The organism is Nocardia sp. NPDC056541 (genome assembly GCF_042794235.1).
Lineage (GTDB): Bacteria > Actinomycetota > Actinomycetes > Mycobacteriales > Mycobacteriaceae > Nocardia.
Genome location: NZ_JBHTUD010000004.1, coordinates 361,834 through 387,461 on the forward strand (window position 1 = coordinate 361,834; position 25,628 = coordinate 387,461).

Annotated in this window: 24 protein-coding genes; 16 read left to right on the forward strand and 8 right to left on the reverse strand. The window is 67.8% G+C overall.

What is annotated here, in order from left to right; genetic code table 11:
• Positions 1-66 precede the first annotated feature (66 nt).
• Positions 67-1,599: a DHA2 family efflux MFS transporter permease subunit gene (locus ACFQ9R_RS09505; RefSeq protein WP_378989914.1), complete on the forward strand. Its 1,533-nt coding sequence runs from the start codon at positions 67-69 to the stop codon at positions 1,597-1,599.
• Positions 1,600-1,661: 62 nt separating this feature from the next.
• Here the strand turns inward: ACFQ9R_RS09505 and ACFQ9R_RS09510 are convergent, their stop codons facing one another.
• Positions 1,662-2,093 (reverse strand): SRPBCC family protein, encoded by a 432-nt coding sequence (locus ACFQ9R_RS09510; RefSeq protein WP_378989917.1) that lies wholly within the window; start codon positions 2,091-2,093, stop codon positions 1,662-1,664.
• Positions 2,094-2,388: 295 nt separating this feature from the next.
• Between ACFQ9R_RS09510 and ACFQ9R_RS09515 the strand changes: the two genes are divergently transcribed.
• The 5 genes from ACFQ9R_RS09515 to ACFQ9R_RS09535 are packed head-to-tail and all read left to right on the forward strand — an operon-like array spanning position 2,389 to position 6,285.
• Entirely contained in the window at positions 2,389-3,768 is a 1,380-nt protein-coding gene (locus ACFQ9R_RS09515) for a sensor histidine kinase (protein WP_378989919.1), read from the forward strand.
• Positions 3,746-4,159 carry a roadblock/LC7 domain-containing protein gene (locus ACFQ9R_RS09520; protein WP_378989920.1) on the forward strand — a complete coding sequence of 138 codons (414 nt, stop codon included), beginning with the start codon at positions 3,746-3,748 and terminating at the stop codon, positions 4,157-4,159. Before ACFQ9R_RS09515 ends, ACFQ9R_RS09520 begins: the two co-directional genes overlap by 23 nt.
• Complete coding sequence (locus ACFQ9R_RS09525) at positions 4,156-4,506, forward strand: DUF742 domain-containing protein (RefSeq protein WP_056817094.1); 351 nt, start codon at positions 4,156-4,158, stop codon at positions 4,504-4,506. Before ACFQ9R_RS09520 ends, ACFQ9R_RS09525 begins: the two co-directional genes overlap by 4 nt.
• Positions 4,481-5,083: an ATP/GTP-binding protein gene (locus ACFQ9R_RS09530; protein WP_266289261.1), complete on the forward strand. Its 603-nt coding sequence runs from the start codon at positions 4,481-4,483 to the stop codon at positions 5,081-5,083. Before ACFQ9R_RS09525 ends, ACFQ9R_RS09530 begins: the two co-directional genes overlap by 26 nt.
• Positions 5,080-6,285: a cytochrome P450 gene (locus tag ACFQ9R_RS09535; RefSeq protein WP_378989921.1), complete on the forward strand. Its 1,206-nt coding sequence runs from the start codon at positions 5,080-5,082 to the stop codon at positions 6,283-6,285. The genes ACFQ9R_RS09530 and ACFQ9R_RS09535 overlap by 4 nt, the downstream gene beginning before the upstream one ends.
• Before the next feature lie 46 nt (positions 6,286-6,331).
• On the opposite strand, the gene ACFQ9R_RS09540 is transcribed toward ACFQ9R_RS09535, so the two are convergent.
• Positions 6,332-6,727 (reverse strand): nuclear transport factor 2 family protein, encoded by a 396-nt coding sequence (locus tag ACFQ9R_RS09540; RefSeq protein ID WP_378990020.1) that lies wholly within the window; start codon positions 6,725-6,727, stop codon positions 6,332-6,334.
• Between the two features lie 127 nt (positions 6,728-6,854).
• Here ACFQ9R_RS09540 and ACFQ9R_RS09545 point away from each other — a divergent pair, with 127 nt between their 5' ends.
• The 4 genes from ACFQ9R_RS09545 to ACFQ9R_RS09560 all read left to right on the forward strand — a co-directional run bounded on the left by ACFQ9R_RS09545 (position 6,855) and on the right by ACFQ9R_RS09560 (position 9,308).
• Entirely contained in the window at positions 6,855-7,466 is a 612-nt protein-coding gene (locus ACFQ9R_RS09545; protein ID WP_378989922.1) for a TetR/AcrR family transcriptional regulator, read from the forward strand.
• Between the two features lie 30 nt (positions 7,467-7,496).
• Positions 7,497-8,375: a siderophore-interacting protein gene (locus ACFQ9R_RS09550; protein WP_378989923.1), complete on the forward strand. Its 879-nt coding sequence runs from the start codon at positions 7,497-7,499 to the stop codon at positions 8,373-8,375.
• A gap of 97 nt (positions 8,376-8,472) precedes the next feature.
• Positions 8,473-8,934: a MarR family winged helix-turn-helix transcriptional regulator gene (locus ACFQ9R_RS09555; protein WP_378989924.1), complete on the forward strand. Its 462-nt coding sequence runs from the start codon at positions 8,473-8,475 to the stop codon at positions 8,932-8,934.
• Positions 8,931-9,308 carry a DUF5313 family protein gene (locus ACFQ9R_RS09560; protein ID WP_378631042.1) on the forward strand — a complete coding sequence of 126 codons (378 nt, stop codon included), beginning with the start codon at positions 8,931-8,933 and terminating at the stop codon, positions 9,306-9,308. Before ACFQ9R_RS09555 ends, ACFQ9R_RS09560 begins: the two co-directional genes overlap by 4 nt.
• Positions 9,309-9,352: 44 nt before the next feature.
• Here ACFQ9R_RS09560 and ACFQ9R_RS09565 read toward each other — a convergent pair whose 3' ends face one another.
• On the reverse strand, positions 9,353-9,907 hold the full coding sequence (locus ACFQ9R_RS09565; RefSeq protein WP_378989925.1) for a TetR/AcrR family transcriptional regulator: 555 nt from the start codon (positions 9,905-9,907) through the stop codon (positions 9,353-9,355).
• A 217-nt stretch (positions 9,908-10,124) separates the two neighbouring features.
• Between ACFQ9R_RS09565 and ACFQ9R_RS09570 the strand changes: the two genes are divergently transcribed.
• The 4 genes from ACFQ9R_RS09570 (at position 10,125) to ACFQ9R_RS09585 (ending at position 13,996) form a co-directional block, all read left to right on the forward strand.
• Positions 10,125-11,363: a cytochrome P450 gene (locus tag ACFQ9R_RS09570; RefSeq protein ID WP_378989926.1), complete on the forward strand. Its 1,239-nt coding sequence runs from the start codon at positions 10,125-10,127 to the stop codon at positions 11,361-11,363.
• A 57-nt stretch (positions 11,364-11,420) separates the two neighbouring features.
• Positions 11,421-12,218, forward strand: a complete 798-nt coding sequence (locus tag ACFQ9R_RS09575; RefSeq protein WP_378989927.1) for an N-acetylmuramoyl-L-alanine amidase — start codon at positions 11,421-11,423, stop codon at positions 12,216-12,218.
• 288 nt (positions 12,219-12,506) lie between these two features.
• On the forward strand, positions 12,507-13,475 hold the full coding sequence (locus tag ACFQ9R_RS09580; RefSeq protein ID WP_378989928.1) for a carbohydrate-binding protein: 969 nt from the start codon (positions 12,507-12,509) through the stop codon (positions 13,473-13,475).
• Positions 13,476-13,603: 128 nt separating this feature from the next.
• Positions 13,604-13,996 carry a hypothetical protein gene (locus tag ACFQ9R_RS09585; RefSeq protein WP_378989929.1) on the forward strand — a complete coding sequence of 131 codons (393 nt, stop codon included), beginning with the start codon at positions 13,604-13,606 and terminating at the stop codon, positions 13,994-13,996.
• A gap of 56 nt (positions 13,997-14,052) precedes the next feature.
• On the opposite strand, the gene ACFQ9R_RS09590 is transcribed toward ACFQ9R_RS09585, so the two are convergent.
• Positions 14,053-16,650 carry an ATP-dependent Clp protease ATP-binding subunit gene (locus tag ACFQ9R_RS09590; protein WP_378989930.1) on the reverse strand — a complete coding sequence of 866 codons (2,598 nt, stop codon included), beginning with the start codon at positions 16,648-16,650 and terminating at the stop codon, positions 14,053-14,055.
• A gap of 317 nt (positions 16,651-16,967) precedes the next feature.
• Between ACFQ9R_RS09590 and ACFQ9R_RS09595 the strand changes: the two genes are divergently transcribed.
• Entirely contained in the window at positions 16,968-19,031 is a 2,064-nt protein-coding gene (locus tag ACFQ9R_RS09595) for an AMP-binding protein (protein ID WP_378989931.1), read from the forward strand.
• On the opposite strand, the gene ACFQ9R_RS09600 is transcribed toward ACFQ9R_RS09595, so the two are convergent.
• The 4 genes from ACFQ9R_RS09600 to pruA all read right to left on the reverse strand — a co-directional run bounded on the left by ACFQ9R_RS09600 (position 19,014) and on the right by pruA (position 23,836).
• Complete coding sequence (locus ACFQ9R_RS09600) at positions 19,014-19,640, reverse strand: TetR/AcrR family transcriptional regulator (protein ID WP_378989932.1); 627 nt, start codon at positions 19,638-19,640, stop codon at positions 19,014-19,016. The two genes, ACFQ9R_RS09595 and ACFQ9R_RS09600, sit on opposite strands and share 18 nt — an antisense overlap.
• A gap of 30 nt (positions 19,641-19,670) precedes the next feature.
• The gene (locus tag ACFQ9R_RS09605; RefSeq protein WP_378989934.1) at positions 19,671-21,098 is read right to left on the reverse strand and encodes an amino acid permease; all 1,428 of its coding nucleotides are present in this window, start codon (positions 21,096-21,098) and stop codon (positions 19,671-19,673) included.
• Positions 21,099-21,224: 126 nt separating this feature from the next.
• Positions 21,225-22,190, reverse strand: a complete 966-nt coding sequence (locus ACFQ9R_RS09610) for a proline dehydrogenase family protein (RefSeq protein ID WP_378989936.1) — start codon at positions 22,188-22,190, stop codon at positions 21,225-21,227.
• Positions 22,190-23,836 (reverse strand): L-glutamate gamma-semialdehyde dehydrogenase, encoded by a 1,647-nt coding sequence (pruA, locus tag ACFQ9R_RS09615; protein ID WP_378989937.1) that lies wholly within the window; start codon positions 23,834-23,836, stop codon positions 22,190-22,192. Before pruA ends, ACFQ9R_RS09610 begins: the two co-directional genes overlap by 1 nt.
• A gap of 132 nt (positions 23,837-23,968) precedes the next feature.
• On the opposite strand from pruA, the gene ACFQ9R_RS09620 reads away from it, so the two are divergent.
• Positions 23,969-25,609, forward strand: a complete 1,641-nt coding sequence (locus ACFQ9R_RS09620; RefSeq protein WP_378989939.1) for a PucR family transcriptional regulator — start codon at positions 23,969-23,971, stop codon at positions 25,607-25,609.
• The last annotated feature ends 19 nt before the right edge of the window (positions 25,610-25,628 follow it).

A 25,628-nucleotide genomic window follows, 5' to 3' on the forward strand; every position in this document is an offset into this window, starting at 1 on the left:
CATCGACCAGATCACGAACAGAAAATTTCACTGGTCATCGGCAGCGAAAGGTGCTTGGGTTAACCGGTGACGAAACCTCCGGATATCGGCGCCGCCGCGCCCGATCACACTCCTGACAAGCTGGATGCCGCCGTGTTGAAGGTGGCGGGCGTCGTCGTCTTGGGCGCGGTGATGTCGATTCTCGACATCACGGTCGTCACCGTGGCGATCCCGACGTTCATGCAGGACTTCAACGCCTCCGTCGAGGTCGTCGCCTGGACCATGACCGGTTACACCTTGGCGCTGGCCTCGGTCATCCCGATGACCGGCTGGGCCGCCGATCGCTTCGGCACCAAACGCCTCTATATGGCGGCGCTGACCTTCTTCATCATCGGGTCGGTGCTGTGTTCGATGGCGTGGAGTATCGAGTCGCTGGTGGCCTTCCGTGTCATCCAGGGCATCGGCGGCGGCATGCTCATGCCCCTCGGTATGACGATCATGACCCACGCCGCGGGCCCGCAGCGGATCGGGCGGGTGATGGCGGTACTCGGCGTGCCCATGTTGCTCGGCCCGATCTGTGGCCCCATTCTCGGTGGCTGGCTCATCGACTCCTTCAGCTGGCACTGGATCTTCCTGATCAACCTGCCGCTGGGCATCGTCGCGCTGATCCTGGCCTGGATCGTGTTCGCTCCCGACAAGCCCAAACCCTCGGAATCGTTCGACTTCCTCGGCATGCTGCTGGCCTCGCCGGGTCTGGCGCTGTTCCTGTTCGGTGTCTCCTCCATTCCGGAGAAGGGCACCGTGATGGCCTCGCGCGTGCTGATTCCGGCGATCATCGGCGCGGCGCTGCTGGTGGCGTTCGTGTTCCACGCGCTGCGCACCGAGCATCCGTTGATCGACCTGCGGCTGTTCTCCAACCCGTCGCTGCGGTACTCCGTGCTCACCATGTCGCTGTTCGCGACGGCGTTCTTCGGCGCAGGCTTCCTGCTGCCGAACTACCTGCAGCAGGTGCGCGGGGAGACGGCGTTCGACTCCGGTCTGCTCATGGCCCCACAGGGTATCGGCGCCATGCTGACGATGCCGATCGCGGGATTCCTGGTCGACAAGATCGGCCCCGGCAAGATCGTCATGTTCGGCATCACCTTCATCACCCTCGGCTTGGCCGGGTTCACCCAGCTGGGCGCCGACACCTCCTACCTGCTGATCGGTGGCGCGCTGTTCGTGATGGGTCTGGGCATGGGCTGCACCATGATGCCGGTGATGACCGCCGCGATCCAGACGCTCTCGCACGCACAGGTCGCGCGTGGTTCGACATTGATGAACATCATCAACCAGACCGCGGCGTCGATCGGCACGGCGACGATGTCGGTCGTGCTGGCCGCCCAGCTCAACGATCACCCGGAGGCGAAGGTCGCGATCGGCGCCAACGCCCGGCCCGATCTCGCCGCGCAGGTTCCCCCGTCGGTCATCGAGCAGGGACTCGACCTGGCGGCGACAGCGTTCAGCAACACGTACTGGGTCACCGTGGTACTCGCTCTGCTGACCCTGATCCCGGCGTTCTTCCTGCCGCGAACCAAGCCGAAGGCGCCGATCGACGCCGAAGCTGTGGCGCTGGCCTGATCGGTCATACGCGGAAAGCCCGGACGGAACTCTCTGTTCCGTCCGGGCTTTCGCGTCGGGGTTCAGCCGTAGAGCTTGACGAACATCTCCAGTGAGCGCTCGATATCGCCGCGCAGGGCCTTCGCGACGGCGGACCCGATCGGGCCGAACAGCGGCGCACCGCCCAGGTCGATGTCGACACTTACCTTCGACCCGCTACCGCTCGGCTCGACGAGCATGCCGAGGCCGAACTTGGTGCCGCCGATACCCGTGCCGGTGAGGGCGAGCTTGCGCGGCGGTTCGGCGGTGCGCACGGTCCAGGTGACTTTGTTGCGGAAGCCCTTCACGCGGGCGATGCCGGCGACAACGGTGCCCGGTGTCAGCTCCTCGGGCAGTGTTCCGCGCCAAGCCTCGTGAATGGTCAGCCAATCGCCGAGGTGCGGAAGGTCGGACGCGTGCGCCCAGGCCTGGTCCGGTGGGACGGGGACATCGACGGAAAGCTTCAGTTTCGCCACGCCGGGATAATATCCGGTACCCGGGGTTCCGCGAGCATCGGCTCGAGGCATAGCGAACCAGAATAGATCAACTGTCCAGTAGCGTGCAATGTTTCGAGCGGGAAACATGATGTCGGACAGGAAGATCCGTGTCGCGATCGTTACGTGTGCTGCTAATGTGTGCGGGTCGCTGGAATCGGGGCGTGTGAATCGGGTATCCGAAATCACCCCGCGGTGGACAGTGAATGCCTCGGCGGGCCGGCCGGCGAGGGCCACCGGCAACAGCGCCGTGTGGTCGAGGACGACGAAAGATCTGATGAACTCAGGAATTGCGGTGCTGTTGCTCGTCATCGGTGCGCCGCTGTTACTGCTCGCGATCGCGGTCAGTGTCATGGCCATGCGAAACGAGCGCCGACAGCGGCAGCGAGCCGACGCCGCCATCCGGGAACGCCTCGCCTGCGAGAACGCCCTCATGCAGCTGGCGCAGGGCACACTGCCCGCGATCACTGCCGCGGTGCGCCGCCACGAGATCCCCTCGGTCGCGGTGGATCTGCCGGTGGAACTGGGCGATTCGCAGTTCGGCCAGGCGCTGCAGTGGATTGCCACGGGTCATGCCGAGGACCTGCGCGTGGTCACCGAGGAAACCAGGGCGATGGTCGAGCGCTACGGCGAACAACGTCGCCTCGGTGAGATACAGGACGCCCGGGACCAGACCCGCGGTGAGCTCTCGGCATCCTCGCGGGCGGCCACGAGCGCCGCGGTGCGCTCCTTCGGCACCTCGGTGGTGAGCCTGGGCACCGACCTCGGACAGGTCGTCAGTGCCGCACTGCGCGAACATCGCGACGACGCCATCTACGAAACGCTCACCCGGATCGACCACACCGTGCAGCAGATGATCCGGCAGGCGCAGTCCTATGTGATCGTCTCCGGCGGTCTGCCCGGCCGCCGGTGGCCGCAGCAGTCGCTCACCGATGTGGCGGGCGGCGCGACCGGACGGGTCAGGGAATTCCTGCGGGTGCGCGCGGCCCAATCGGACCGGATCGTGATCAGCCGCGCGGTCGAACCGCTCGTGCACACCATGGCGACCCTGCTCGACAACGCGCTGCGCTACTCACCGCCGTCGTCGTTCGTCGAGATCGGTTTCCAGGAGGGCCATCACGGCGTCACCGTGATCATCGACGACGCGGGCATGCGGATGAGTCCCGAGCAGCTCGAGGACGCGCGCCTGGTGCTCAGCGGCGAACGCCCGGTCGACATCCACGATCTCGGCCCCGCGCCGAAGGTCGGCTTCCCCGGCATCGCGGCGCTGGCCCGGCGCTACGGATTCTCCGTGCACGTCGACGGGCCCAACATCTTCGGTGGCATGCGGGCCATGGTGTATGTACCGTCGGCGCTGCTGGTGAGCGGCGACGCCCCGCGGCTGCCCGAGCCCGAACTCGCCGCGCCCGCGCACATTCCCGTGCCGGTCGCCGAGATCGAATCGCCCGGCGCCGACGTTCACGAGATCACCAGCGGCGGGCTGCCCAAGCGCCGCCGCAGACCGGTTGCCCCGGATTCGGCGGGGGTAACGACAGAGTCGGGGCACGCGCGCCCCGACCTCGCCGCTGCCTGGCGCAGCGGATCCCGCAGCGGTCGTGCCGCTGCGGCCGAGCGAACCACGGAAGGAACAGCCGATGAGCACACCGGTAGCCGATAGCACCAACCGATTGGCGTGGCTGCTCGAGGATCTCGAGATCCCCGGCGTCCGCTTCGCGGTCCTGCTGTCCGAGGACGGACTGCGCATCGCCCACTCCCGTGGCGTGAGCAAAGACGACGCCGAACGGTTCGCCGCGGCGGCCTCGGGCCTGCGCTCGCTCGGTAAGGCGCTCGGCGAGTTCTGCGGAGGCCCGTCGAACGCGGTGCGCCAGAACATGACCGAGTACGACGAGGGCATGATCATGATCACCGCCGCCGGTGTGGGCGCGCTGCTCGGTGTCGCCACCACCGCCGATGTCGATGTCGCGCTGGTGGCGCATCGGATGAACGAACTGGCCTCGCGCGTGGGTCACGAGATCGGCAGCGCGCCCCGCCTAGGCGGGAGGAATTGAGCCGCGGCAGGCGCGATCCCGATCTGGTGCGGTCCTATGTGCGCACCGGCGGGCGGGTGCGTGCCGCCCATGATCTGGACCTGGTGACCCTGGTCCGTGCCGTCGAGGACGCGCGTCCCGATCACCGCCCCGACGAACGTCGCCTGCTGGCTCTCACCAGCCGCCGTGGCGCTCTGTCGATCGCCGAGCTGTCGGCCTATCTCGACCTGCCCGCCTCCGTCGTGAAGATCATCGTCTCCGATCTGCTCGACAGCGGTCACCTGCACTGCCCCACCCCGGCACAGGTGAAGCCGGAACTCGCATTGATCAAGGAGGTGCTGCATGGCCTCCGCGCCATCGCGGGATGAGGTCGACTACGTCGCGGAAACCGTGACACGGTCGGTGAAGATCCTGGTCGCAGGCAATTTCGGTGTCGGCAAGACCACCTTCGTGTGCGGGGTGTCCGAGATCAGGCCACTGCGCACGGAAGAGACGATCACCGAGGCCAGTATCGGTGTCGACGACATGGCGGGTCTGGGCAGCAAGGTGTCGACCACTGTCGCACTGGATTTCGGCCGCATCACCCTGAATCCCCAACTGGCGCTGTACCTGTTCGGTACGCCGGGCCAGGAACGATTCGCCCCGCTGTGGGAGGAACTGGCTCGTGGTGCTCTCGGCGCGCTGGTGCTCGTCGACACCCGCCGTATCGAGAAGGCCGATGACGTGCTCTCGGCGCTGGAACAGCGTGGCGTGCCGTACGCGGTGGCGGTGAACGAATTCGAAGGATTCCGGCGCTACCCGCTCGAGGAGGTGCGCGAGGCGCTCGACCTCGCGCCCGAGACTCCGGTGATCGCGCTCGACGCACGTCGCCGTGATCAGGGCCTGCGCGCACTGATCACGCTGGCGGAATACCTCTTTCGCAGACAGGAAGCAACAGCGTCATGACGGTCGATATCGCCGCCGACGAACGGGTGGCGATGTGGGCACCCGAATTCGCCGCCGACCCACAGGCGGCGTACCAGCGGATGCGGCGGCGGTTCGGCTCGGTGGTGCCGGTGGAGTTGTCGCCGGGCATCCGGGCCACGCTGGTGATCGGCTATCACACCGCCGTGCGCATCCTCAACGATCCGGAGCACTTCCCGGCCGACCCCCGCATGTGGCAGCGCGACATCCCGCTGGACTGCCCGGTGCTGCCGATGCTGCAGTTCCGCCCAGCCGCGCTGCGCACCACCGGTGCCGAGCACACCCGGTACCGGCAGGCCAATGTCGCCGGGATCGCCGGGGTGGATCTGTACGCGATGCACAGCACCGTCGAACAGTTCGCCATCCCGCTGATCAACAGCTTCTGCGCGACCGGGTCCGCGGACTTGTTGAGCCAGTACGCGTTTCCGCTGGTGTTCCAGGCGCTGAACTCGATGCTCGGGTGCACGCCCGAGATCGGGCAGCAGGTCGCCACCGGGATGGCGCAGATCTTCGAAGGTGACGACGCCGAGGCGGGCAACAACCTGCTCGCCTCCGCACTGGCCGATCTGGTGGGGTTGCGCCAGCGCGAACCCGGTGACGACGTCGCCACCCGCCTGCTCCAGCACCCGGCGGCGTTGACCGACGAGGAAATGGTGCACCAGCTGCTGGTGCTCTACGGCGCGGGCATCGAGCCGATGCTGAACCTGGTGGTCAACACCTTGCGGCTGATGCTCACCGACGACCGGTTCGCCGGAGATGTGCTCGGCGGCAGCTTGTCCACGCGCGACGCGCTCGACGAAGTGCTGTTCACCGACCCGCCGCTGGCCAACTTCTGCATGACCTACCCGCGTCAGCCGATCCTGGTCGAGGACACCTGGCTGCCCGCACACGAACCGGTCGTCATCAGCATGTCGGCCTGCAACAACGATCCGGCCATCGCCGGGCGCGATGTCGTCGACAACCGGGCGCACCTGGCCTGGAGCGCGGGGCCGCACGGCTGTCCGGCCAAACCGGTGGCGTACCTGATCGTGCAGGACGCGATCGACCAATTGCTCGACGCGCTCCCGGAATTGAGCCTCGCCGTTCCGGTCGAGGATCTGGTGTGGCGGCCCGGCCCGTTCCATCGGTCGCTCGCGGCGCTGCCCGTGAGTTTCCCGAAGACACCGCCGCTGCCGATGCCCTGAGATCAGACCGCGCGCAATGCTGGTCCGCCACACCGCTCCACGAGTTTCAGGCGATCTCGGAGGGCGCGGTCAGCGCGGCCTGCATGGCCACGCCGTCGACGTAGGTGTGCTTCGCCTTGACCGCGCCGTCCTCGACGGTGACCATGTCCGCGATATCCACATCGACGGCGCCGCCGGTGACGGAGGTGCCCGACAGCTTCCATCGCACCACCCAGAAGTCGTCGCCGACGCGCAGGTCGACCTGGGTGAAAGTCAGATCGGGGACGAGGGCGAAGGTCTCTGCGGCGGCGGTTCGGATTTCCGCGCGCCCGTGCGCGGGTGCGCCCCCGGAGTGCAGGTGGAAGACCGAATCGGGCGTGTGTAGCGCGGCGATCCGGTCGGGGTCGCGCTCGGCCCAGCAGGCGTGATAGCGCTCGAACAGATCCTTGGTGGCATCGGACATGGTCCCCAAGCCCTTCGAATATACAAACAGGATGACTGTATGTTCCCGAATCCGGTGTGGCCGGTCAAGGGGCGAACGGCCTCGGATCTGCCGCGACCCTCGTCCTGCCCTAGACTTCGACGTCGCCATGAATCCTGATCGCCGGACCCAAGCCGAACGCTCGGCCGCCACGCGTGCCGCGGTGATCCGTGCCGGGCGAGAGCTGTTCGGGCAGTTCGGGTACGGGGCGGTGAGCACGATCGCGGTCGCCGAGGCGGCCGGGGTCAGTCGCGGCGCGCTCTATCACCAGTTCGGCGAGAAGCGGGATCTGTTCGAGGCGGTGTTCGAGGATCTCGAGCGCAGCTTGGTGGAGGTGATCGCCGCCGCCGTGGCCCAGGCGCGTGCCGAGGATCCGATCGCGAGCCTGATCGTGGGCTGCCTGGCGTGGTTGCAGGCCTCGACCGCGACCGAGGTGCGCCGGATCGCGCTGCTCGACGCGCCCGCGGTGCTCGGGTGGGCCCGGTGGCGCGAGATCGAGTTGCGGCACACCATCGGCCTGGTGGAGAACGCGATGGCCGGTGCCATGGCCGCGGGCCGGATCAGGAAGCAGCCGGTGCGGCCGCTGGCGCTGGTGGTGGTCGGTGCGCTGGACGAGGCGGCGCAGTACCTGGCGCATTCGGCGGACGCGGGGGATATCGTCGCTGTCCGCGCGGTGATCGAGCAGCTCATTTCCGGCCTCGCCGTCGATCAGGGCGGGTAGTTCGCAGGCGCAGTAGGTTAGGCTTGCCTAATGACGACTGGGACTGTGAATCGACCGGCCATGGTCTACGCGCCGCTGACGGTTCGTCGCGCGGTACGGCTGACGCCGCGGATGGTGCGGGTGACCCTCGGGTGTCCGGACCCGGCCGCCCTCATCGACGCCGGGCCCGACCAGTACACGAAGCTCTTCTTCCCGCTCCCGGGCAGGCCGCGTCCCGTCGTGCCGCCGCCACTGGACGACTCGGGCAGTGTGATGAGTTGGTACCAGCGCTATCTCGCGATGCCCGACGAGATCCGCCCGCCGATGCGGACCTACACGGTCCGGGCGCAGCGGCCCGAACTCGGCGAGCTCGACATCGATTTCGCCCTGCACGCCGAGCACGCGGGTCCCGCCTCGGACTGGGCGTCGACCGCGGTGCCGGGCGACGAGATCGGCCTGCTCTGCCCGCCGCACGCGCTCTACACCCCGCCCGCCGACCCCGAGTGGCAGCTGCTCGTCGGTGACGAGACCGCGGTTCCGGCGATCGGCGCGATCATCGAACGCCTCGCCGTGGGAGCGCGAGCGCGAGCGTTCATCGAGGTCGAAGGCCCGGCTGACGAGCAGGGCTTCGAGACCCGCGGCGACGTACTGATCGAGTGGGTGCATCGCGGTGATCGCCCGCACGGCGACGCGGTGGTCGCCGCGGTCCGTGCGGCCGAGCTCCCCGCGGGCGTGCCCTACGCGTGGATCTCCGGTGAGGCCGAGTTGGTGAAGCTCACCCGGCGCAATCTGGTCCGCGACCGTGGTGTCGACAAGCGCGCGATCACCTTCACCGGCTACTGGCGTCAGGGGCGTAGTGAGGAGGACAACGGCCGCGAGAAGGTGCGCCGTGCTGCCGCCGGTGAGCCACTGGTCCTCGACGAGGACTGACGCGCATCGTCCCGCCGCCCATCTGTGATGCCACTAATAGTTATTGCACTAACTATTAGTGGTGTAATAGTGTGTGGGCTGAGAAAGGTGGTGGACGATGCAGGAGCTCGACGACCCGCTGCGGCTCGACCGGCAGGTGTGCTTCGCCCTGGCGGTGGCCAATCGATCCGTGCTGGCGGTCTACCGGCCGCTGCTCGAACCGCTCGGCCTGACGCATCCGCAATATCTGGTGATGCTGGCCCTCTGGGGTGAGGCGCCGATGTCGGTGAAGGCCGTCGCCGAGGCGATCCAGCTCGACTCCGCGACCTTGTCACCGCTGCTCAAGCGACTCGAATCCGCCGGTCTCATCACCCGCCGCCGCGATCCGCACGACGAGCGCACGCTGCACATCGACCTCACCGAGGTGGGCCGTGACCTGCGTGAACAAGCCGAGCAGATCCCGCCCGCCGTCGTGGCACGCCTCGGCGTGAGCCTGGCGGACCTGGAAGAACTGCGCGATGTCCTCGGCCGGGTGAACGCGGCCGCGCGACGCGCATCCGATGTGAGGGAGCAGCAGTGAGCAACTCGACCCCGAATCTCTGGCAGCGCGTTCGCTACATCACCGGCGGAACCCTGCCGCCCTCGATGTCGGACTGGGTGCTCGCCGACCTCACCGGCCCCGGCGCGACCCGCCGATACCTGATGCGCTTCCTGCTGCCGGTGCTGCCGGTGCTGTGCCTGTTCTTGCTGGTGCCGGGCCCGCTGTGGATAGGGCTGTCGATGATGGCGTTGCTGTACCTGCCGCTGGTCTACTTCACTGTGGCGTTGGTTTACGTGTACCGGCGGCACCGCCTGGTCAGCCATGGCTTCGATCCCGAGTTGGCGAACGAGGCCGAACGCCGTCGGACCGAGGCCGAGCGCGTTGCCTACGAGAGTCGCCACCACCGCGGCTGAGCGGAGCCGCGACGGATCGAGGACGCGCGGACCGAACGGGGGAGTCAGCCCGCACGCAGAGTGGGCCCGACGAATCGTTCGACCAGGTGACGTTCCGCCGTGGCGTCGGGCAGCGGCCAGGTGAGCAGCGACAACACGACGCGCACGACCCAGCCCGCGGCCTCGTCGTCGGGGGCGATCCGGGTCAGCGCGGTCGCGATGTGACCGAGTTCCGGTGCGCCGGCGAGGAATTCGTCGGTGTCGGGAGAGCGGTGCCGGATCAGCCACTGGCGCAGCACCGGGTCGGCGCGGATCGCGGCGACGGCGGCCAGGATCGCCTCGACGGGTCGTCGGCGGGGCGGGACCGAGTCGACGACCGCCTCCACGCGTGCGACGACGGAGCCCGCGGCCCGGACCATCACGGCGCGTATCAGTCGTGGTTTGCCGCCGACACAGCGATACAGCGTCGCGCGCGAGCACCCCGCGGCCGCGGCGATGTCGTCGGCGGTGACGTTGTCTATGCCGCGTTCGAGGAACAGCGCGAGGGCGGCGCGTTCGATGCGGTCGACCGCGATGGTGCGTCGGTCACCGCCGGCCAGCCAGTCGACTTGGTCGCTCACCGGGGAACCTCCACTCGTGTCTGTCTCAGGGTGAGACGTTCGATGGAATCTGTCTAGCCGAATCCTGCCAGGCTGAAGGTTGTTTTCGACGAAGTACGCGGGCGGATTGTGGGGCAACGCGGTCGCTGGGCTGTCTCATCTCGAGACAGTTGTTGACCGCATGCCTCTGCGCGGTACACGGTGAGCGCCGACAGCCCGACCAGGAAAGGCGGCAGCCGTGACCACGGACCTCGAAGCGATCGACCTGTTCGATGCGACGGTGCTCGACGACCCCTACCGGATGTATCGCGCCCTGCGCGAACAAGCGCCGGTCTACCGGGTACCCGGCACCGATTTCTTCCTCGTCGCCTCGTGGGCCGAGGTCACCGAAGCGACCCGGCGCCCCGCGGAGTTCTCCTCGCATCTGACCGGCGTGCTCGTCGCCCAGCCGGGCGCGGCGCCGATGACCTTCGACCTCGACGCGACCGGGCGAGCGGTCCACGTGCTCGCCACCGCCGACAGCGACGTCCATGCCGTCCACCGCGGCATCGTCGGACCGGCTCTGGCCAAACGGGTGCGCACGCTCGGCCTGTTCGTCACCGCACTGACCGAACGGCTGTGGGCGGAAGAACTCGACGGCGATCGGATCGACTGGGCCACCGGGGTCGCCGATCGTTTGCCGCTGGCGCTGATCGCCGAACTCGTCGGTCTGCCGGGGACCGATGTCGCGAAACTGCTCTCGCTGGCCTACGACTCCACCGAGATGCTGGGCGGTATCGTTGCCGAGGGCCGGATGACCGAGCTGATCACCTCCGCGGCCGAGCTCGCCCACTACGCGTACCTCGCGATCGGCAATGCGAAAGACCGAGTGGCCGATCGAGATTCGCCGCGAACCCTGCTCGAGGTGCTCGTCGCCGCGGTGGATGCGGGCACGATCGACGAGCAGCAGGCGGTACTGATCCTGGTGCAGCTGATCGGTGCGGGAGGGGAGTCGACCGCGGGTCTGATCGCCTCGGCGGCGCGACTGCTCGCCGCCGACCTCACTCTGCAGACCCGTCTGCGTGAACGCCCCGAGCTCGTCCCCGCGTTCCTCGACGAGGCACTGCGCCTGGAGTCACCCTTTCGTGGCCACCACCGCCACGTCATGGTCGATACTCAGCTCGGCGGTGTCGACCTGCCCGCGGGCAGCCACCTGCTGTTGCTGTGGGGTGCCGCCAATCGCGATCCCGCCGTCTACCCGGATCCCGATATCGTCGATCTGGACCGGCGGCGCGGCCGTGCCCACGCGGCGTTCGGTGCGGGTGCCCATTTCTGCATCGGGTCCGCCTTGGCTCGGCTGGAAGCGACCGCCGCGATCACCCTGCTGCTCGAACGCACCGAACGGTTCGAGCTGATCGAGCAGGAGCCGCCACGCTGGGTGCCCAGCCTGTTCGCCCGTCGCCACGCGACTCTTCCGCTGCGCATCACCCAGCGCTGAACACGGGTTCGGCGGGGACGAGGCCGGGTCGTCGGCACGGTGTGGCACGGTGTCGGGGTGCGTCCCCGTCTGTTCCTGCCCGCCTGCCTGCTCGCGGCGACAGCGCTGTTCGCCGGCTGCGCGTCCACCACCACGGACGCGAACCCGGTGACGTCGACCGCGACGGCCGTTTCCTCGGAGAGTGCCGTGCCGCCGACTTCGCCCGCCGTGAACCACACGGTTGTCCTCGATCCCGGTCACAACGGTGGCAATGCCACCCATCTCACCCAGATCAACGCACCGGTCCCCGATGGGCGCGGCGGCACGAAGGCCTGCAACACCACCGGGACCTCGGCCGCCAGTGGCTACACCGAGCACGAGTTCACCTGGGACGTCACCCTGCGAGTGCGCGACCTGCTCGCCGCCCGCGGTGTTCGGGTGATCCTCACGCGCGCCGACGACACCGGTGTCGGACCGTGTGTCGATGAGCGCGCCTCGATCGCGAACGAGTCGGGCGCCGACGCGGTGGTCTCGATCCATGCCGACGGCAATACCGGTGCGGACGCGCACGGATTTCACATCGCCTACGCCGAACCTGCGCTGAATCCGGTACAGGCCGAGGCGGGGACGCGTCTGGCGAGGGCGTTGCGTGATGCGATGATCGCCGGTGGCGCGGTGCCCTCGACCTATGTGGGATCGGCGGGACTGGATCCACGGGCGGATCTGGCCGGGCTCAACCTGGCCGAGCGACCGAGCGCACTGGTCGAATGCGGGAACATGCGCTCGGCGACCGACGCCGCGCTCATCGAGACCCCCGAGGGCCGGGCTCGCTACGCCGAACTCGTCACCGCCGGAATCCTCGCGTTCCTCGGCTGATTCGGGCGCCCGTCCGCCTATTTCGGAGGAGTCGCGCAAAGTTCGCCAGGCTCCCTGCTGTGGGTACTCGCCCTCGAACAGTAAGACAGCTTGTTGCCGACATGGCTACCTATCTACAACCGATGGCAAATCTGTACACCCCACACAGCAGCGAGATTAACCAGCCGTTTGCTTCGGGTGGATACCGGTTGGTTCCAAACGTGGATATTCGCCGTATTCGCACAGTTGGGAAATGATCCGCGAATACCGGTCGGTAGCAGTATTTTTCGCTACCGGGACGGTTGACGGATGATCTTCGTCACCCTAATCTTCGGAATCACAGTTCGATATCGAAGTGTTCAGTGTCATCGCTCGAAATGTTTCCCGGACGGCAAGCCGGCCCCTGCCGTCCTCCGCGTGCGTTTCCAAGGAGTACTGATAGTGAGAAGTCGAATCCTGTTCTTCGCCGGAGCAATGGCATTGGCGCCCATCGCCACCGCGGTGGTGCCCGCCGGGAGTGCCACCGCGCACGGTTGGATCACCGGACCCGCGAGCAGGCAAGAGCAATGCGCCCGTGGCCTCGTGCCCTGCGGCGCGGTGAAATACGAACCGCAGAGCGTGGAGGGACCGAAGGGGCTCACCACCTGTAGTGCGAACAAATACCCTGAGCTCGACGACGACAGCCTCGGCTGGGTGCCGCAGAAAGTCTCCGGCAGTGCGAGTTTCACATGGAAGAATACCGCGAATCATCGCACGCTGAATTGGGAATACTTCATCGGCAACACCAGAATTGCCGTGTTCGACGGCCGGAACGAACAGCCGTCCATGGAGGTGACCCATACCGTCGATGTGTCGAGTTATTCCGGCCGTCAGAAATTGCGCGCGGTCTGGAATATCGGTGATACCGCAGCGGCCTTCTACAGTTGCGTCGATCTCGAGGTGAGCGGCGGGGCCGGCACACGGCCGCCGACGACCACCCCGAAACCCACCACTTCCCCGCCTTCCACCAGCACCCCGGCCCCGACCACCACACCGCCCCCGACGACCACGAAACCCCCGGCCACAACCACGAAACCGCCGGTGACGACCACTCCCGGGCACGAGCATCCGACAACCACGGCCACCCCCGGCGGATCGCCCTGGCGTCAGGGCGCCACCTATGGCATCGGCGACAAAGTCACCTACCAGGGCGCCACCTATAGCTGCAGGCAGGCGCACACCGTGCACGACCCGAATTGGACGCCACCGAACACTCCCGCACTCTGGTCGCGGCTGTAGCCGGCGCGACGAGGTCGGCGAAACGGTTCGTGTGTTCTCCCACCATCGGTCCCGCGATGGGGTGAGGATGGGGACCGACTCGCCGGCCTCGCGTTCGGTCGGCCCCGCAGCACAAGGACGTGAGAAATATGAGTGACAGGAAATTCGCCATCACCGTTGCTGCCCTCGGGACGGCGATGCTGGCCACGACCCTCGGTGCACCCACCGCCTCGGCCGGAGTTTCGCAATTGACGGTGAAACCCAACCTCAGCGTCGGCTCGGCAACCGACTACGGCACCGGATGCACCCACCAATTGCTGGCCAGGCTCAGCGTCGGCATCATTCCTGTCGCCTTCTACGACAACGGCGCGCTGCTGGCCGTGGTCGCGCCGACCGACGGCGTCGCCATGTTCAACTGGGTGCCGTCCTACACCGGCGCCCACACGATGACCGCCGTCCAGGACGGCATCGCCAGCAGCGCGAATGTGACGGTCGGCCGGGGCTTCCGCTTCGGGGAATCCTGCGTGGTCACCGGCGGCTGACCCCATGACAACACTGTGGCCCGGTTCGTACGAACCGGGCCACAGTCGTCGTTTCGCTACTTTGACGCGAGCTTCTTGTCGTCACCCTTCTTGCTCGCGGCCTTCTTGGCGGGTTTCTTGGCCGGCTTCTTCGCTGCGGGCGCGGGTGCGGAACCATTGGTGTCGGGCTTACCGCCCGCGTTCATCGCCGTGACGACCAGATCGTCGTCGGCGGTGTCGACCTTCACCGTGCCGCCGGGATCGAGCCCGCCGTCGAGGAGCAGCCGCGAGACCCGGTTGTCGAGCTCTTTCTGCACCGTGCGGCGCAACGGTCGCGCACCGAATTCGGGCTGGAAACCGCGCTCGCTCAACCAGTCCACCGCGGACTGACTGATCTCGAGTTCGATGTCCTGGGCGGCGAGCATGCGCCGGGTGCGATCCAGGATCAGTTCGACGATCTGTTCCAGCTGCTCCTTGTCCAGGCGATGGAACACGATCTGCTCGTCGATCCGGTTGAGGAACTCGGGCCGGAAGTGCTGGCGCAGTAGCTCTTCGAGCTGCGGCACGATGGAGTCGAGGTCGCCGGGTGGCGCCTCGAGGATCAGGTGCGACCCGATGTTGGACGTCATGATCACGATCGTGTTCTTGAAATCGACTGTGCGGCCCTTGGAATCGGTGACGCGCCCGTCGTCGAGCAATTGCAGCAGCACGTTGAACACATCGGGGTGGGCCTTCTCGACCTCGTCGAACAGGATCACCGAATACGGCTGACGCCGCACCTTGTCGGTGAGCTGGGCGGCATCGTCGTAGCCGACGTATCCGGGCGGGGCGCCGACCAGCCGCGAGACCGTGTGCTTCTCCTGGAACTCGCTCATGTCGAATCGGATCAGGCGATCCTCGTCGCCGAAGACCGCTTCCGCGAGGGCCTTGGCGAGCTCGGTCTTGCCGACACCGGTGGGGCCGAGGAACAGGAACGACCCGATCGGCCGGTTCGGGTCCTTGAGTCCGGCCCTCGCTCGGCGCACCGCCTCGGCGATCGCCACGATGGCCTCGTTCTGCCCGATCACCCGCTTGTGCAGGACGTCCTCGAGCTGGAGCAGGCGCTGCTTCTCCTCGGCGGTCAGATCGGCCACCGGAATACCGGTGCGCTGGGAGATCACCTCGGCGATGTCGACGACATCGACGATCGGCTCCGACGACGTCGCACCGGACTCCTCCAGCTCCTCCTCGGCGGCGGCGATGTCGGCCTTGAGAGCCGTGGCCTTCTCGTAGTCCTCGTTGTCGACCGCGGCGTCCTTCTCCCGGTACAGCCGCGCGATCGCCTCGTCCCTGGCCTTCACCGCCGGGTCGGGGGTGCCCGAACGCAGCCGGACCCGGGCGCCCGCCTGGTCGATCAGATCGATCGCCTTGTCGGGCATGAACCGGTCGGTGATGTAGCGATCCGACAGCTGCGCGGCCGCGACCAGCGACTCGTCGGAGTAGCGCACCTGATGGTGCTCCTCGTACACATCGGCCAGGCCGCGCAGGATCTCGATGGTGTCCTCCACCGAGGGCTCCGAGACCATCACCGGCTGGAACCGGCGTTCCAGCGCGGCGTCCTTCTCGATGTATTTGCGGTACTCATCGATGGTGGTCGCGCCGACGACGTGCAGATCGCCGCGGGCCAGCGCGGGCTTGAGCAGGTTGCCCGCGTCCATCGAGCCCTCACCACCGCCGCCGGCGCCGACGATGGTGTGCAGCTCGTCGATGAAGATGATCAGCTCGTCCTTGTGCGCGCGGACCTCGTCGAGGATCTTGGTCAGCCGCTCCTCGAATTCGCCGCGGTACTTGCTCCCGGCCACGAGCGAGCCGACATCGAGCGCGATGACGCGGCGGTCGGCGAGGGTGACCGGCACGTCCCCGTTGACGATGCGCTGGGCCAGCCCCTCCACGATCGCGGTCTTGCCGACCCCGGGATCACCGATCAGCACCGGGTTGTTCTTGCGCCGCCGCGACAGGATCTCGATGGTCTGCTCGATCTCCTCCGCGCGGCCGACAACCGGGTCGATCAGGCCCTCGCGGGCCTCGGCGGTGAGATCACGGCCGTACTCGTCCAGCGTGGGCGTGTCCGATTCCGGCTGCTGCCGCTTCGACGGCGCGGTCGCCATCGGGGTTCCCGGCGCGGGGACGCCGCCGCTCTGGGTGGCCGCGATCCCGGCGACCAGCGCCTGCGCGGCGACGCTGTCGGGGAGTGCGGCGATGCCGAGCAAGATGTGCTCCGGGCCGATGTAGCTGCTGCCGGCCTGGGCCGCCTGGCGCTGGGCGGCGCGCAGCGCGACCTTGGTGGCAGGGCTGAGCGTGATCTCGGCGAGGTCGTCTTCGCTGGGCCTGCCGGTGTCGAGGTAGTCCTCCATCTGCTCGGCGACCTGGTCGGGATCCAGGCTGAGCTCGGCGACGATGCTGCGCCCGGGTTCTGCTTCGGTGGCCGCGTACAGCAGGTGTTCGGGAGTGATTTCGGGGTTGCCCCATTCCTGGGCCGCCTCGCGAGCGGTACCGACCAGCAACTTCGCGTTGTCGGTCATCAACTTGCCCAGATCGATGCGTTGTACCGGTGGCTTCGAGGACATTCCGGAACCGAAGAATCGCTGGAAGATGTCGTCGAAAGGGTCCCGAGAACTCGGCCAATTTGCTGTCATGCCCACACCTCTTCGCTCGTCGCGCCGTGTGTCACGGCGACTCATGCAGATCGGGTCGGTACTGCCAGCAATACTTCGGCATCCTCGAAGGGTGTGCAAGGGATTGGACAGTTTCACATCGGCGATGTCGGCAGGTGTGGCGCACAAACCAAAATCCGGCCGAAACGCTCCCGAACCACCGGTTTTGTCTGATTCTTGATGACAGGGCGCCGCAGCCGGGTAGCGTGGCGACCCGCGAGGTGGTATCGGCCGCAGCGCCCATTTTTGCCCGCCGACCAGCTGGGTCGAACAGGCCGACGGGAAGTAGAGCACGGAGTTTGGTCAACGACGTCATCGATGTCAGCGCGGATTTCACGATCGCGCGTCAAGCGTTGTGGGATGTACTGCTCGATCCCCAGAGCTACCCACGCATGTTCACCGGGATCGGCAGTTGCGAACCGGTGGAACGTCCCGACGGCGCGGTCCACTGGCAGGTGCGGGTCGGGTCGGCGAGCGGCGGTATCCGCACGCACGAGTTCATTCTCGTGATCGGCCGCTGGTACGAGAGTTTCGAACTGCGCAGCCCGGTCCTCGGCAGTTTCGCCGCGATCCGCTTGCGTGGCGATCAGCAGCGCACGCGCCTCGATATCACCCTGTTCGCGACCGCGCGGATCCATCCCTTGCTCGAGCAGGGCGGCAACTCGCTGGTCACCGACTGGGTGAAGGCGGGGCTGCGCCGTACCGCCGACTCGATCGCGGGCACCCGTTCCTCGGTGGTGGTCAACGCCGAACGCTCGATGGTGCGCCGCAATGCCGGCGTGGCGCGCAGCATCGCGGCCACCGGCCTGATGCGGCCCGAGCCGATGTCGATCGTGAGACAGCTTCGCTCCCTGTCGAAATGGGGCTTCAACCTGGCCGGTGGGTACGCGGCGGGCGCGGCGTACGAACCCGATCGGCTCGCGCTGATCGATGCGGGCGGTCATCGCACTTTCGCCGAGGTCGACGCCAGATCCACCGCGCTGGCCGCCGCGATGCACTCGATCGGTCTGCGCAAGGGCGACGCCATCGGCCTGCTGGCGCGCAATCACGCGGGCATGGTCGAAACCATGGTCGCCGCGGGCAAACTCGGCGTCGACGTGGCGCTGCTCAACGCGGGATTGTCGGGGCGGCGGATCGAGGAGATCGTGCAGCGGCACCGGCTGAGCGCCGTCTTCGTCGACGGTGCGCTGGAAACGCTGATCCGCTACCTGCACAGCGAGGTACCGCGCTACACCACCGACGACTGTCCGCCCGACCCCGACCGCACCACGATCGACGACCTGATCACCCAGGCGCACACCGACTTCCCGGTGCCTGCCCATCCCGGCAGGCTGATCGTGCTCACCTCCGGCACCAGCGGTTCGCCCAAGGGCGCGCGCCGCCCGCACGCCAAGGGGTTCGGCACCATCGCCGCGCTGCTCTCGCGGATCCCGCTGCGGGTGGAGGAGGTCATGCTCATTCCCGCGCCGCTGTTCCACACCTGGGGTCTGGCCGGGTTGCAGCTGAGCACCGCGTTGCGCGCCACCGTGGTGTTGTCGGACGGTTTCGATGCGATAAATTGCTTGCGCGCGGTCGCCGAACACCGGATCACCACATTGATCGTGGTTCCGACGATGGTGGAACGCCTGCTCGAGGTTCCCGACGAGGTCCGTGCGGGCTTGGACCTGTCGAGCCTGCGATTCGTGGTCAGCTGTGGTGCGCCGCTGGCCGGCGCCACCGTGTTGCGATTCCTGGACAGCTACGGCGACGTGCTCTACAACGTGTACGGCTCGACCGAGGTCTCGTGGGCCAGCGTCGCCACCCCCGACGACCTGCGGGTTTCACCCACGACAGCGGGTCGTCCGCCGCTGGGTACCCGGGTCGCGGTGCTCGGTCCCGACCTGCGGCCGGTACCGGTCGGCTCCACCGGCCACATCTTCGTCGCCAACCACATGCTCTTCGACGGTTACGTGAACTCCGCGCCGCCGGAGGAGGCAGACGGCATGCTCGACACCGGCGACCTCGGCTATCTCGACGCCGCGGGACGGCTGTTCGTGGCGGGCCGCGACGACGAGATGATCATCTCCGGTGGCGAGAACGTCTTCCCGCGACCGGTCGAGGAGGCACTCGCCCACCTGCCGCAGATCAGCGAAGTCGCCGTGGTCGGCGTCCCCGACCGGGAGTTCGGTCAGCGGCTGGCCGCGTTCGTGGTGAAACGCGAAGGGGCGGGACTGGATTCGGACATGGTGCGGACCTATATCCGTAACCGGCTGAGTCGATTCTCGGTCCCGCGTGATGTCACGTTCCTGAGCGCGCTGCCGCGCGGGGAGACCGGCAAGATCCTCAAGCGGGTGCTCGTACCCGGGTCAGCGCTGAGCGAGTAGCAAGCCCACCGCACGCTCGATCGTCGCTGATGCCTGCTCGCCCGACAGTCCGCGCCGGTCCTGCAGGTGGTGGCGCGTCGGCCAGGCCAGGGCGCCGTCGACCAGATCGAGCAGCTCGTCGTCGAGTTCGCCGTCGGAGCGCGACAGTTCGGGTGCGAACAGCGCGGCCAGTACGGCGCGGATGCGTTCGTCGGTGCGCCGCATCCGTGCGTCGATCGCGTCGATCGATCGAGATTCCTGCAGACCGGGCAGCCGGGGCACGCGCTGCAGGTCGAAGATCGCGGCGCTCTGCGCGACCGCGACTGTGATCCGCTCGGCCAGGGCAGGTGAGGGGTCCGCGACGACCAGGCACCCCTCGACCATCTCGGACTGGCGCTCCGTCGCGGCCACCAGCAACGCTTCGCGGTCGGGAAAGTGCACGAAGACACTGCGTTCGGAGGTGCCCGCTCTGGCGGCGATCTCGCGCGCGGTCGGTGCGAAATCGCCCGCGGTCACCGCGGCGAGCAGTCCGTCGATGATCGCTTCGCGCGTTTTCGCGGGATCGCGCCGCCGCCGCCGCGGCGCGCGCGCCTGCCCCGCGCCCGCCGCGGCGTCCTGCTCCGATCTCATCGACCCATCACAGCACAGTTCGCTGTCGGCCTACTTGCTCGGCTCCGGCGCGGTCCGGTTCATCACCGAGTGCTTGCGCGAATAGGCGAAGTACACGATCAGCCCGACGACCAGCCAGCCGAGGAAGCGCACCCAGGTCTCCCACGGCAGCGACCAGATCAGGTAGGCCGAGAACCCGATCCCGACCAGCGGGATCACCGGCATCAGCGGCAGCCGGAACGAACGCGGAGCGTCGGGCCTGGTGCGCCGCAACACGATCACCGAGACGCACACCACGATGAAGGCCATCAGGATGCCGATATTGGTGAGCTCGGCGACGGTGTTGATCGGCAACACGCCGGCCAGGATCGCCGCGCCGAAGCCGACGATCCAGGTGACCCTGGTCGGGACCTTGCGGGTGGGGTGGGTCTTGGCGAACCAGATCGGCAACAGCCCGTCGCGGCTCATCGCGAACCACACCCGGGTGACGCCGAGCATGAAGGTGAGCACCACGGTGATGATGCCGACGATCGCGCCGACCGCGATGATGTTGGCGACGCCCGGCATCCCGACCGATTCGAACGCGGTGGAGAAACCGCTGGTCGGGCTGATCTCGGTGTACTTCTGCATACCGGTGAGCACGAGCGTGGCCAGCACGTAGAGCACCATCGCGATCGCCAGGGAGTAGATGATCGCCTTGGGCAGGTGCTTGCGCCCGTCGATGGATTCCTCGGCGGCGGTGCTCATCGCGTCATAGCCGAACACGGCGAAGAACACCGTCGCCGCACCCGTCCACACCGCGCCGGTGCCGAACGGGAAGTACGGCTCGTAGTTGGCGCTGTCGATATGGAACACCCCGAGCACCACGATGAGCACGACCAGGGCGACCTTGATGCCGACCGCGACTGTCTCGAACCGGCCCACACTGCCGATGCCTCGCGAGAGCACCCACGCGGTGCCGAGACAGAACAGCACCGCGAACAGGTCGATCACCCGGCCGTCCCCGGTATCGGGCGCGCCGAGCATCCACTCCGGCAGGGTCAGCCCGATCTGATCGAGCAGGAACCCGAAATAGCCCGACACACCGATCGCGACCACCGCCGCCACCGCGATGTACTCGAGCAGCAGATCCCAGCCGATGAACCAGCCGGCGAGCTCACCGAGGGAAACGTAGCCGTAGGTGTAGGCCGAGCCCGCTTTCGGGACCATGCCCGCGAATTCGGCGTAGCACAGCGCTGCCGCGGCGCTGGCGACACCGGCGATCAGGAACGAGATCAGCACTGCCGGACCGGTGACCGAGTGCGCGACCGAGCCCGCCAGCGTGAAGATGCCCGCGCCGATGATGCCGCCGACGCCGATCGCGGTGAGCTGCCAGAGCCCGAGTGATTTGGCCAGGCGCTCGTCACTGGGGATCTCGTCGTCGACCTCGATCAATGGTTTGCGGCGCAACATCTGGGTGCGCAGCTCTGCGAAAGACATTCGCGTTTCCTTCCATCGGCGCACACCGCCGCGTCACGGTGGGCTCATCCGAGTACACCGCCACGCGCAACCACGGGCGTCGAGAGTGAATAATGTTCAGCGGCGATGATCGTTCGACCGAGCCGGTCATCTTCCGCGCGTGCCGACCAACGCGCGCAGGAAGAACCCGAGGTTGGCGGGCCTTTCGGCCAGCCTGCGCATGAAGTACCCGTACCACTGGTCACCGTAGGGGACGTATACGCGAACATGGTTGCCCGCGGCGGCGAGTCGCTGCTGTTCCTCGGCGCGAATGCCGTACAGCATCTGGTATTCGTACTCCTCGGTCTTGCGCTGTGCCGACTGCACACCCACCCCGGCCGCGGTGATCACGGCCGGGTCGTGCGAGGCGATCATCGGATAGCCCGCGCCTGCGGTGAGCACGCCGAGGCACCGCATGTACGACGCGTCGACCTCGGCCTTGTCGCGGAAGGCGACCGATTCGGGTTCGTCATAGGCGCCCTTGCACAGCCTGATTCGCGAGCCCGGGCCCGCCATCGCGCGGCAGTCGTCCTCGGTGCGGCGCAGATACGCCTGCAGCACCGTGCCCAGCCACGGGTAGTCGGCGCGCAGTTCGCGCACGATCGACAGCGTCGAATCGGTGGTGGTGTGGTCTTCGGCATCGACGGTGACCCAGATTCCCGCGGCCTCGGCGGCGGCGCAGATCTGGCGGGCGTGCTCGCGGGCGATGGCGTGACCACCGCTCGGCACGGCCTGCCCGAGCGCGGACAGCTTCACCGAAACCTCCAGTGGCCGAACAGCTCCCGTGGCCACCTCGGACTGGGGGAGTGCGCCGAGCGCGGCGATCAAGGTCCGGTACTGCGCGACGGTCGCCTCGGCGCCCCCCAGGTCGGTGGTGTCCTCGCCCAGGTAGTCGATGCTGACGAAACGCCCTGAGCGCAACAGTGATTCGGTGGCCCGCACCGCCTCCTCGGTGCTGGTGCCCGCGACGAAGCGGGCCACCACCGCCCGGCTGATCGGCAGTCGGGTGATGGTGCGCTCCAGTCGGGGTGAACGCGCGGCGGCGAGCATGGTCGAACGCAGCAGAGCAGACATCAGCCCACCTCCGGTGCCTGGTGGGGGTAGCGATGCTCGGTGGGCGCAACGAAGGTTTCCTTGATCGTGCGCGCGGAGGTCCAGCGCAGCAGGTTCTGCGGGGAACCGGCCTTGTCGTTGGTGCCGGACGCGCGTCCACCGCCGAAGGGCTGCTGGCCCACGACCGCCCCGGACGGTTTGTCGTTGATGTAGAAGTTGCCCGCGGCGAAGGTGAGCCGGTCGGTCGCGGCGGTGATCGCGGTGCGGTCCTGTGCGATGACCGAGCCGGTGAGCCCGTAGCGGCTGCCGCTGTCGACGAGGTCCATCGCGTCGGCGAAGGCCGTCGGGGTGCTGTCGTCGTAGACGTGCACCGCCAGGATCGGGCCGAAGTACTCGGTGCCGAAGACCTCGTCGGTGGGATCGTCACCGACCACGATGGTCGGGTCGACGAACCAGCCGACACTGTCATCGCTGTGTCCGCCCGCCACCACGGTCAGGCCCGGTGTGGCCTTGGCGCGCTCGAGCGCGGCGGTGTTGCGGTCGAAGGCGTGTCGATCGATCAGCGCCCCACCGAAATTGGTGAAATCGGTGACATCGCCGTAGCGCAGGTTCGATGTCCGTTCGATCAGGTCTTCCGACATCGTCGCCCATACCGAACGCGGGATGAAGGCTCGCGAAGCGGCCGAGCACTTCTGGCCCTGATAGTCGAACGCGCCGCGCAGCAGCGCGGTGGTGAGTACCGCCGGATCGGCCGACGGGTGCGCGAGCACGAAATCCTTGCCGCCGGTCTCCCCGACCAGCCGCGGATAGGTGCGGTAGCCGTCCAAACGCTGTGCCACCTCGCGCCACAGGTGCTGGAAGGTGGCCGTCGACCCGGTGAAGTGCACGCCTGCCAGTCGTGAGTCGGCCAGCACGACATCGGAGATCACCGGACCCGCCCCGTTGACCAGGTTGATCACTCCGGGCGGCAGTCCGGCCGCCTCGAGCAGTCGCATCGTCAGATAGGCCGCCACGGACTGGCTCCTGGCCGGCTTCCACACCACGGTGTTGCCCATCAGGGCGGGCGCGGTGGGGAGATTGCCCGCGATCGCGCTGAAGTTGAACGGTGTCACCGCGTAGACGAACCCCTCGAGCGAGCGGTACTGCATCCGATTCCACACCCCGGGTGCGGAGATCGGCTGCCCGGCCAGGATCTCGCGGGCGAACGAGACATTGAACCGCCAGAAGTCGATCAGCTCGCACGGTGCGTCGATCTCGGCCTGGTAGGCGGACTTGGACTGCCCGAGCATCGTCGCGGCCGCGATCTTCTCCCGCCACGGCCCGGAGAGCAGGTCGGCCGCACGCAGGAAGATCGCGGCTCGATCGTCGAACGGCATCGCCTGCCAGGCGGGCGCCGCGGCACAGGCGGCCTCGACCGCGGCGGCGGTTTCGGCGGTGCTCGCGTCGCGCAGGGTGCCCAGGACGGCGGCGTGACGATGCGGTTGGACCACGTCGTAGGAAGGGCCGTCGCCGGGCAGATGGCGACCGCCGATCACGTGGCTGATCTCGGTGGGGGAGGCGGACAACTCGGCGAGCGCGGTCTGGAGGCGGCGGCGTTCCGGGCTGCCCGGAGCGAAGGTGCCGACAGGTTCGTTGACCGGTGGTGGGGTGGTCGCGATGGCGTCCATGAGTGCGGCTCCTGCGTCGTGGGGGAGAGCGGGATGTGACGTAGTCAACACCGATCGGCAGCAGTCATAATCATCTGATCGGATGAATATCCGAGCCCGTCTTTGTCCGATCAACCAAACCGGAGGTACCCGATGCCCGACGGGTCCACCACGCTGCGCGGGCTGCTCGCCGCGCTCGACCATGCCGTCGCGACCCTCGTCGACGCGCCTGCGGGCGAGGAGGTCACGGTGCGAACGGTCGCGTTGGCCGAGCCTGCTGACCTGCCCGAACACCTCGACGCCGAGGGCGCCCTGCCCGAGGTGTACTTGCTGGTCGGCGTCGACGCCGACGCGACCGAGCGGTGGTTGCGCGAAGTCGGCGACCGTGACCCCGCGCAGCGGCCGCGCGTGCTCATGACCAAGAGCGCCAACGACTCACCCGCGGTGCGCGCCGCCGCCCACACCGCGGGCGTCGCGCTGGTGCACGTGCACCGGCAGGCGCGCTGGGACCAGGTGTTCTCCCTGATCCGGCGGATGCTTGCCCGTTCGCCCGGTCAGCGCGCCGCATCCGACGAGCACGACCTGCTCGCCCCCGACACCGACCTGTTCGGGCTGGCTCAGGTGCTGGCCAGGGAAACCGGCGGCATGGTCTCGATCGAAGACCCCCAATCGCACGTCCTGGCCTACTCGGCCTCGGACGCCTCGGCCGATCAGCTGCGCATCCAGTCAATCCTCGGACGGGAGGGCCCGAGCGACTACCTGCGGATCCTGCGGGAATGGGGCGTGTTCGACCGGGTGCGGCGCGGTGACGAGGTCGTCGATGTGCCCGAACATCCCGAGCTCGACATCCGCCGCAGACTTGTCGTCGGCATCCGGCGAGGCGCCGACGGCGCGCAAGCCAGAATGCTCGGGACCATCTGGTTGCAGCAGGGTGCGGGGCCGCTGCGACCCGACGCGGCGCAGGTGTTGCGCGGCGCGTCGGCGGTGGCGGCCCGGATCATCGCGCGACGACTGGACGCGCCGTCGACCGAGGCGCTGCTCGTGCGCCGGTTGTTCGGCGCGCACGGTGACGGCGTCGACGTGCCCTCGGTGGCCGCCGCATTGAACCTGCCGGCGACCGGTCCCGCCGCGGTGATCGGCTTCGCGCCGATCGGCCCGGCCGCGGGACTGGCCGCGTCGAGCGGTTTGATCCGGTTGCACGCCAGCGCTTTCCGCGACGATTCGGTGACCGAGTCGATCGGCGAGCGCGTCTATGTGCTGTTGCCCGCCTACCATTCCGAGCGCGGCGTCGGTTCGTGGGTGCGCAAGCTGGTGACCCAGCTCGAGCAGACGCGCGAACTGATCGTGCGGGCCGCGATCGCCGCACCGGTCGCCGGGCTCACCGCGGTCGCGAGTGCGCGCGCCGAGGTCGACCGGGTGCTGGACAGCCCGGTCGCCGACCCCACGGGTGGCCGGGTCGCCACGCTGGCCGATGCCAGGACCGCGGTACTGCTGGCCGAGATCATGGAGCTGATCCGCGAGCGCCCGCGCCTGCACGATCCGCGCCTGGCCGACCTCGATGCCTACGATCGAACTCACGCCGCTGACCTGCGGGTATCGGTTCAGGCCTATCTGCGGGCGCACGGTGAGGTCCGTGCCGCGGCGGCCACGTTGCGCGTGCATCCGAACACGCTGCGCTACCGGCTGCGGCGGGTGGAGGCCATCCTCGGCATCGATATGACCGACCCCGAGGACCGGTTGCTGCTCGATATTCAGCTGGCCGCGCTGCCCGGTACGGCGATTGCTCAGAAATAACACAGATATTGCAGTTAGT

What these genes read in the sequence shown, in the direction of transcription:
- ACFQ9R_RS09515 (WP_378989919.1), top strand. Translation starts at nt 2,389, where the DNA reads ATGAACTCAGGAATTGCGGTGCTGTTGCTCGTCATCGGTGCGCCGCTG.
- ACFQ9R_RS09520 (WP_378989920.1), top strand. Translation starts at nt 3,746, where the DNA reads ATGAGCACACCGGTAGCCGATAGCACCAACCGATTGGCGTGGCTGCTC.
- ACFQ9R_RS09530 (WP_266289261.1), top strand. Translation starts at nt 4,481, where the DNA reads ATGGCCTCCGCGCCATCGCGGGATGAGGTCGACTACGTCGCGGAAACC.
- ACFQ9R_RS09535 (WP_378989921.1), top strand. Translation starts at nt 5,080, where the DNA reads ATGACGGTCGATATCGCCGCCGACGAACGGGTGGCGATGTGGGCACCC.
- ACFQ9R_RS09540 (WP_378990020.1), bottom strand. Translation starts at nt 6,727, where the DNA reads ATGTCCGATGCCACCAAGGATCTGTTCGAGCGCTATCACGCCTGCTGG.
- ACFQ9R_RS09545 (WP_378989922.1), top strand. Translation starts at nt 6,855, where the DNA reads ATGAATCCTGATCGCCGGACCCAAGCCGAACGCTCGGCCGCCACGCGT.
- ACFQ9R_RS09550 (WP_378989923.1), top strand. Translation starts at nt 7,497, where the DNA reads ATGACGACTGGGACTGTGAATCGACCGGCCATGGTCTACGCGCCGCTG.
- ACFQ9R_RS09555 (WP_378989924.1), top strand. Translation starts at nt 8,473, where the DNA reads ATGCAGGAGCTCGACGACCCGCTGCGGCTCGACCGGCAGGTGTGCTTC.
- ACFQ9R_RS09580 (WP_378989928.1), top strand. Translation starts at nt 12,507, where the DNA reads ATGATCTTCGTCACCCTAATCTTCGGAATCACAGTTCGATATCGAAGT.
- ACFQ9R_RS09585 (WP_378989929.1), top strand. Translation starts at nt 13,604, where the DNA reads ATGAGTGACAGGAAATTCGCCATCACCGTTGCTGCCCTCGGGACGGCG.
- ACFQ9R_RS09590 (WP_378989930.1), bottom strand. Translation starts at nt 16,650, where the DNA reads ATGACAGCAAATTGGCCGAGTTCTCGGGACCCTTTCGACGACATCTTC.
- ACFQ9R_RS09600 (WP_378989932.1), bottom strand. Translation starts at nt 19,640, where the DNA reads ATGAGATCGGAGCAGGACGCCGCGGCGGGCGCGGGGCAGGCGCGCGCG.
- ACFQ9R_RS09605 (WP_378989934.1), bottom strand. Translation starts at nt 21,098, where the DNA reads ATGTCTTTCGCAGAGCTGCGCACCCAGATGTTGCGCCGCAAACCATTG.
- ACFQ9R_RS09610 (WP_378989936.1), bottom strand. Translation starts at nt 22,190, where the DNA reads ATGTCTGCTCTGCTGCGTTCGACCATGCTCGCCGCCGCGCGTTCACCC.
- pruA (WP_378989937.1), bottom strand. Translation starts at nt 23,836, where the DNA reads ATGGACGCCATCGCGACCACCCCACCACCGGTCAACGAACCTGTCGGC.
- ACFQ9R_RS09620 (WP_378989939.1), top strand. Translation starts at nt 23,969, where the DNA reads ATGCCCGACGGGTCCACCACGCTGCGCGGGCTGCTCGCCGCGCTCGAC.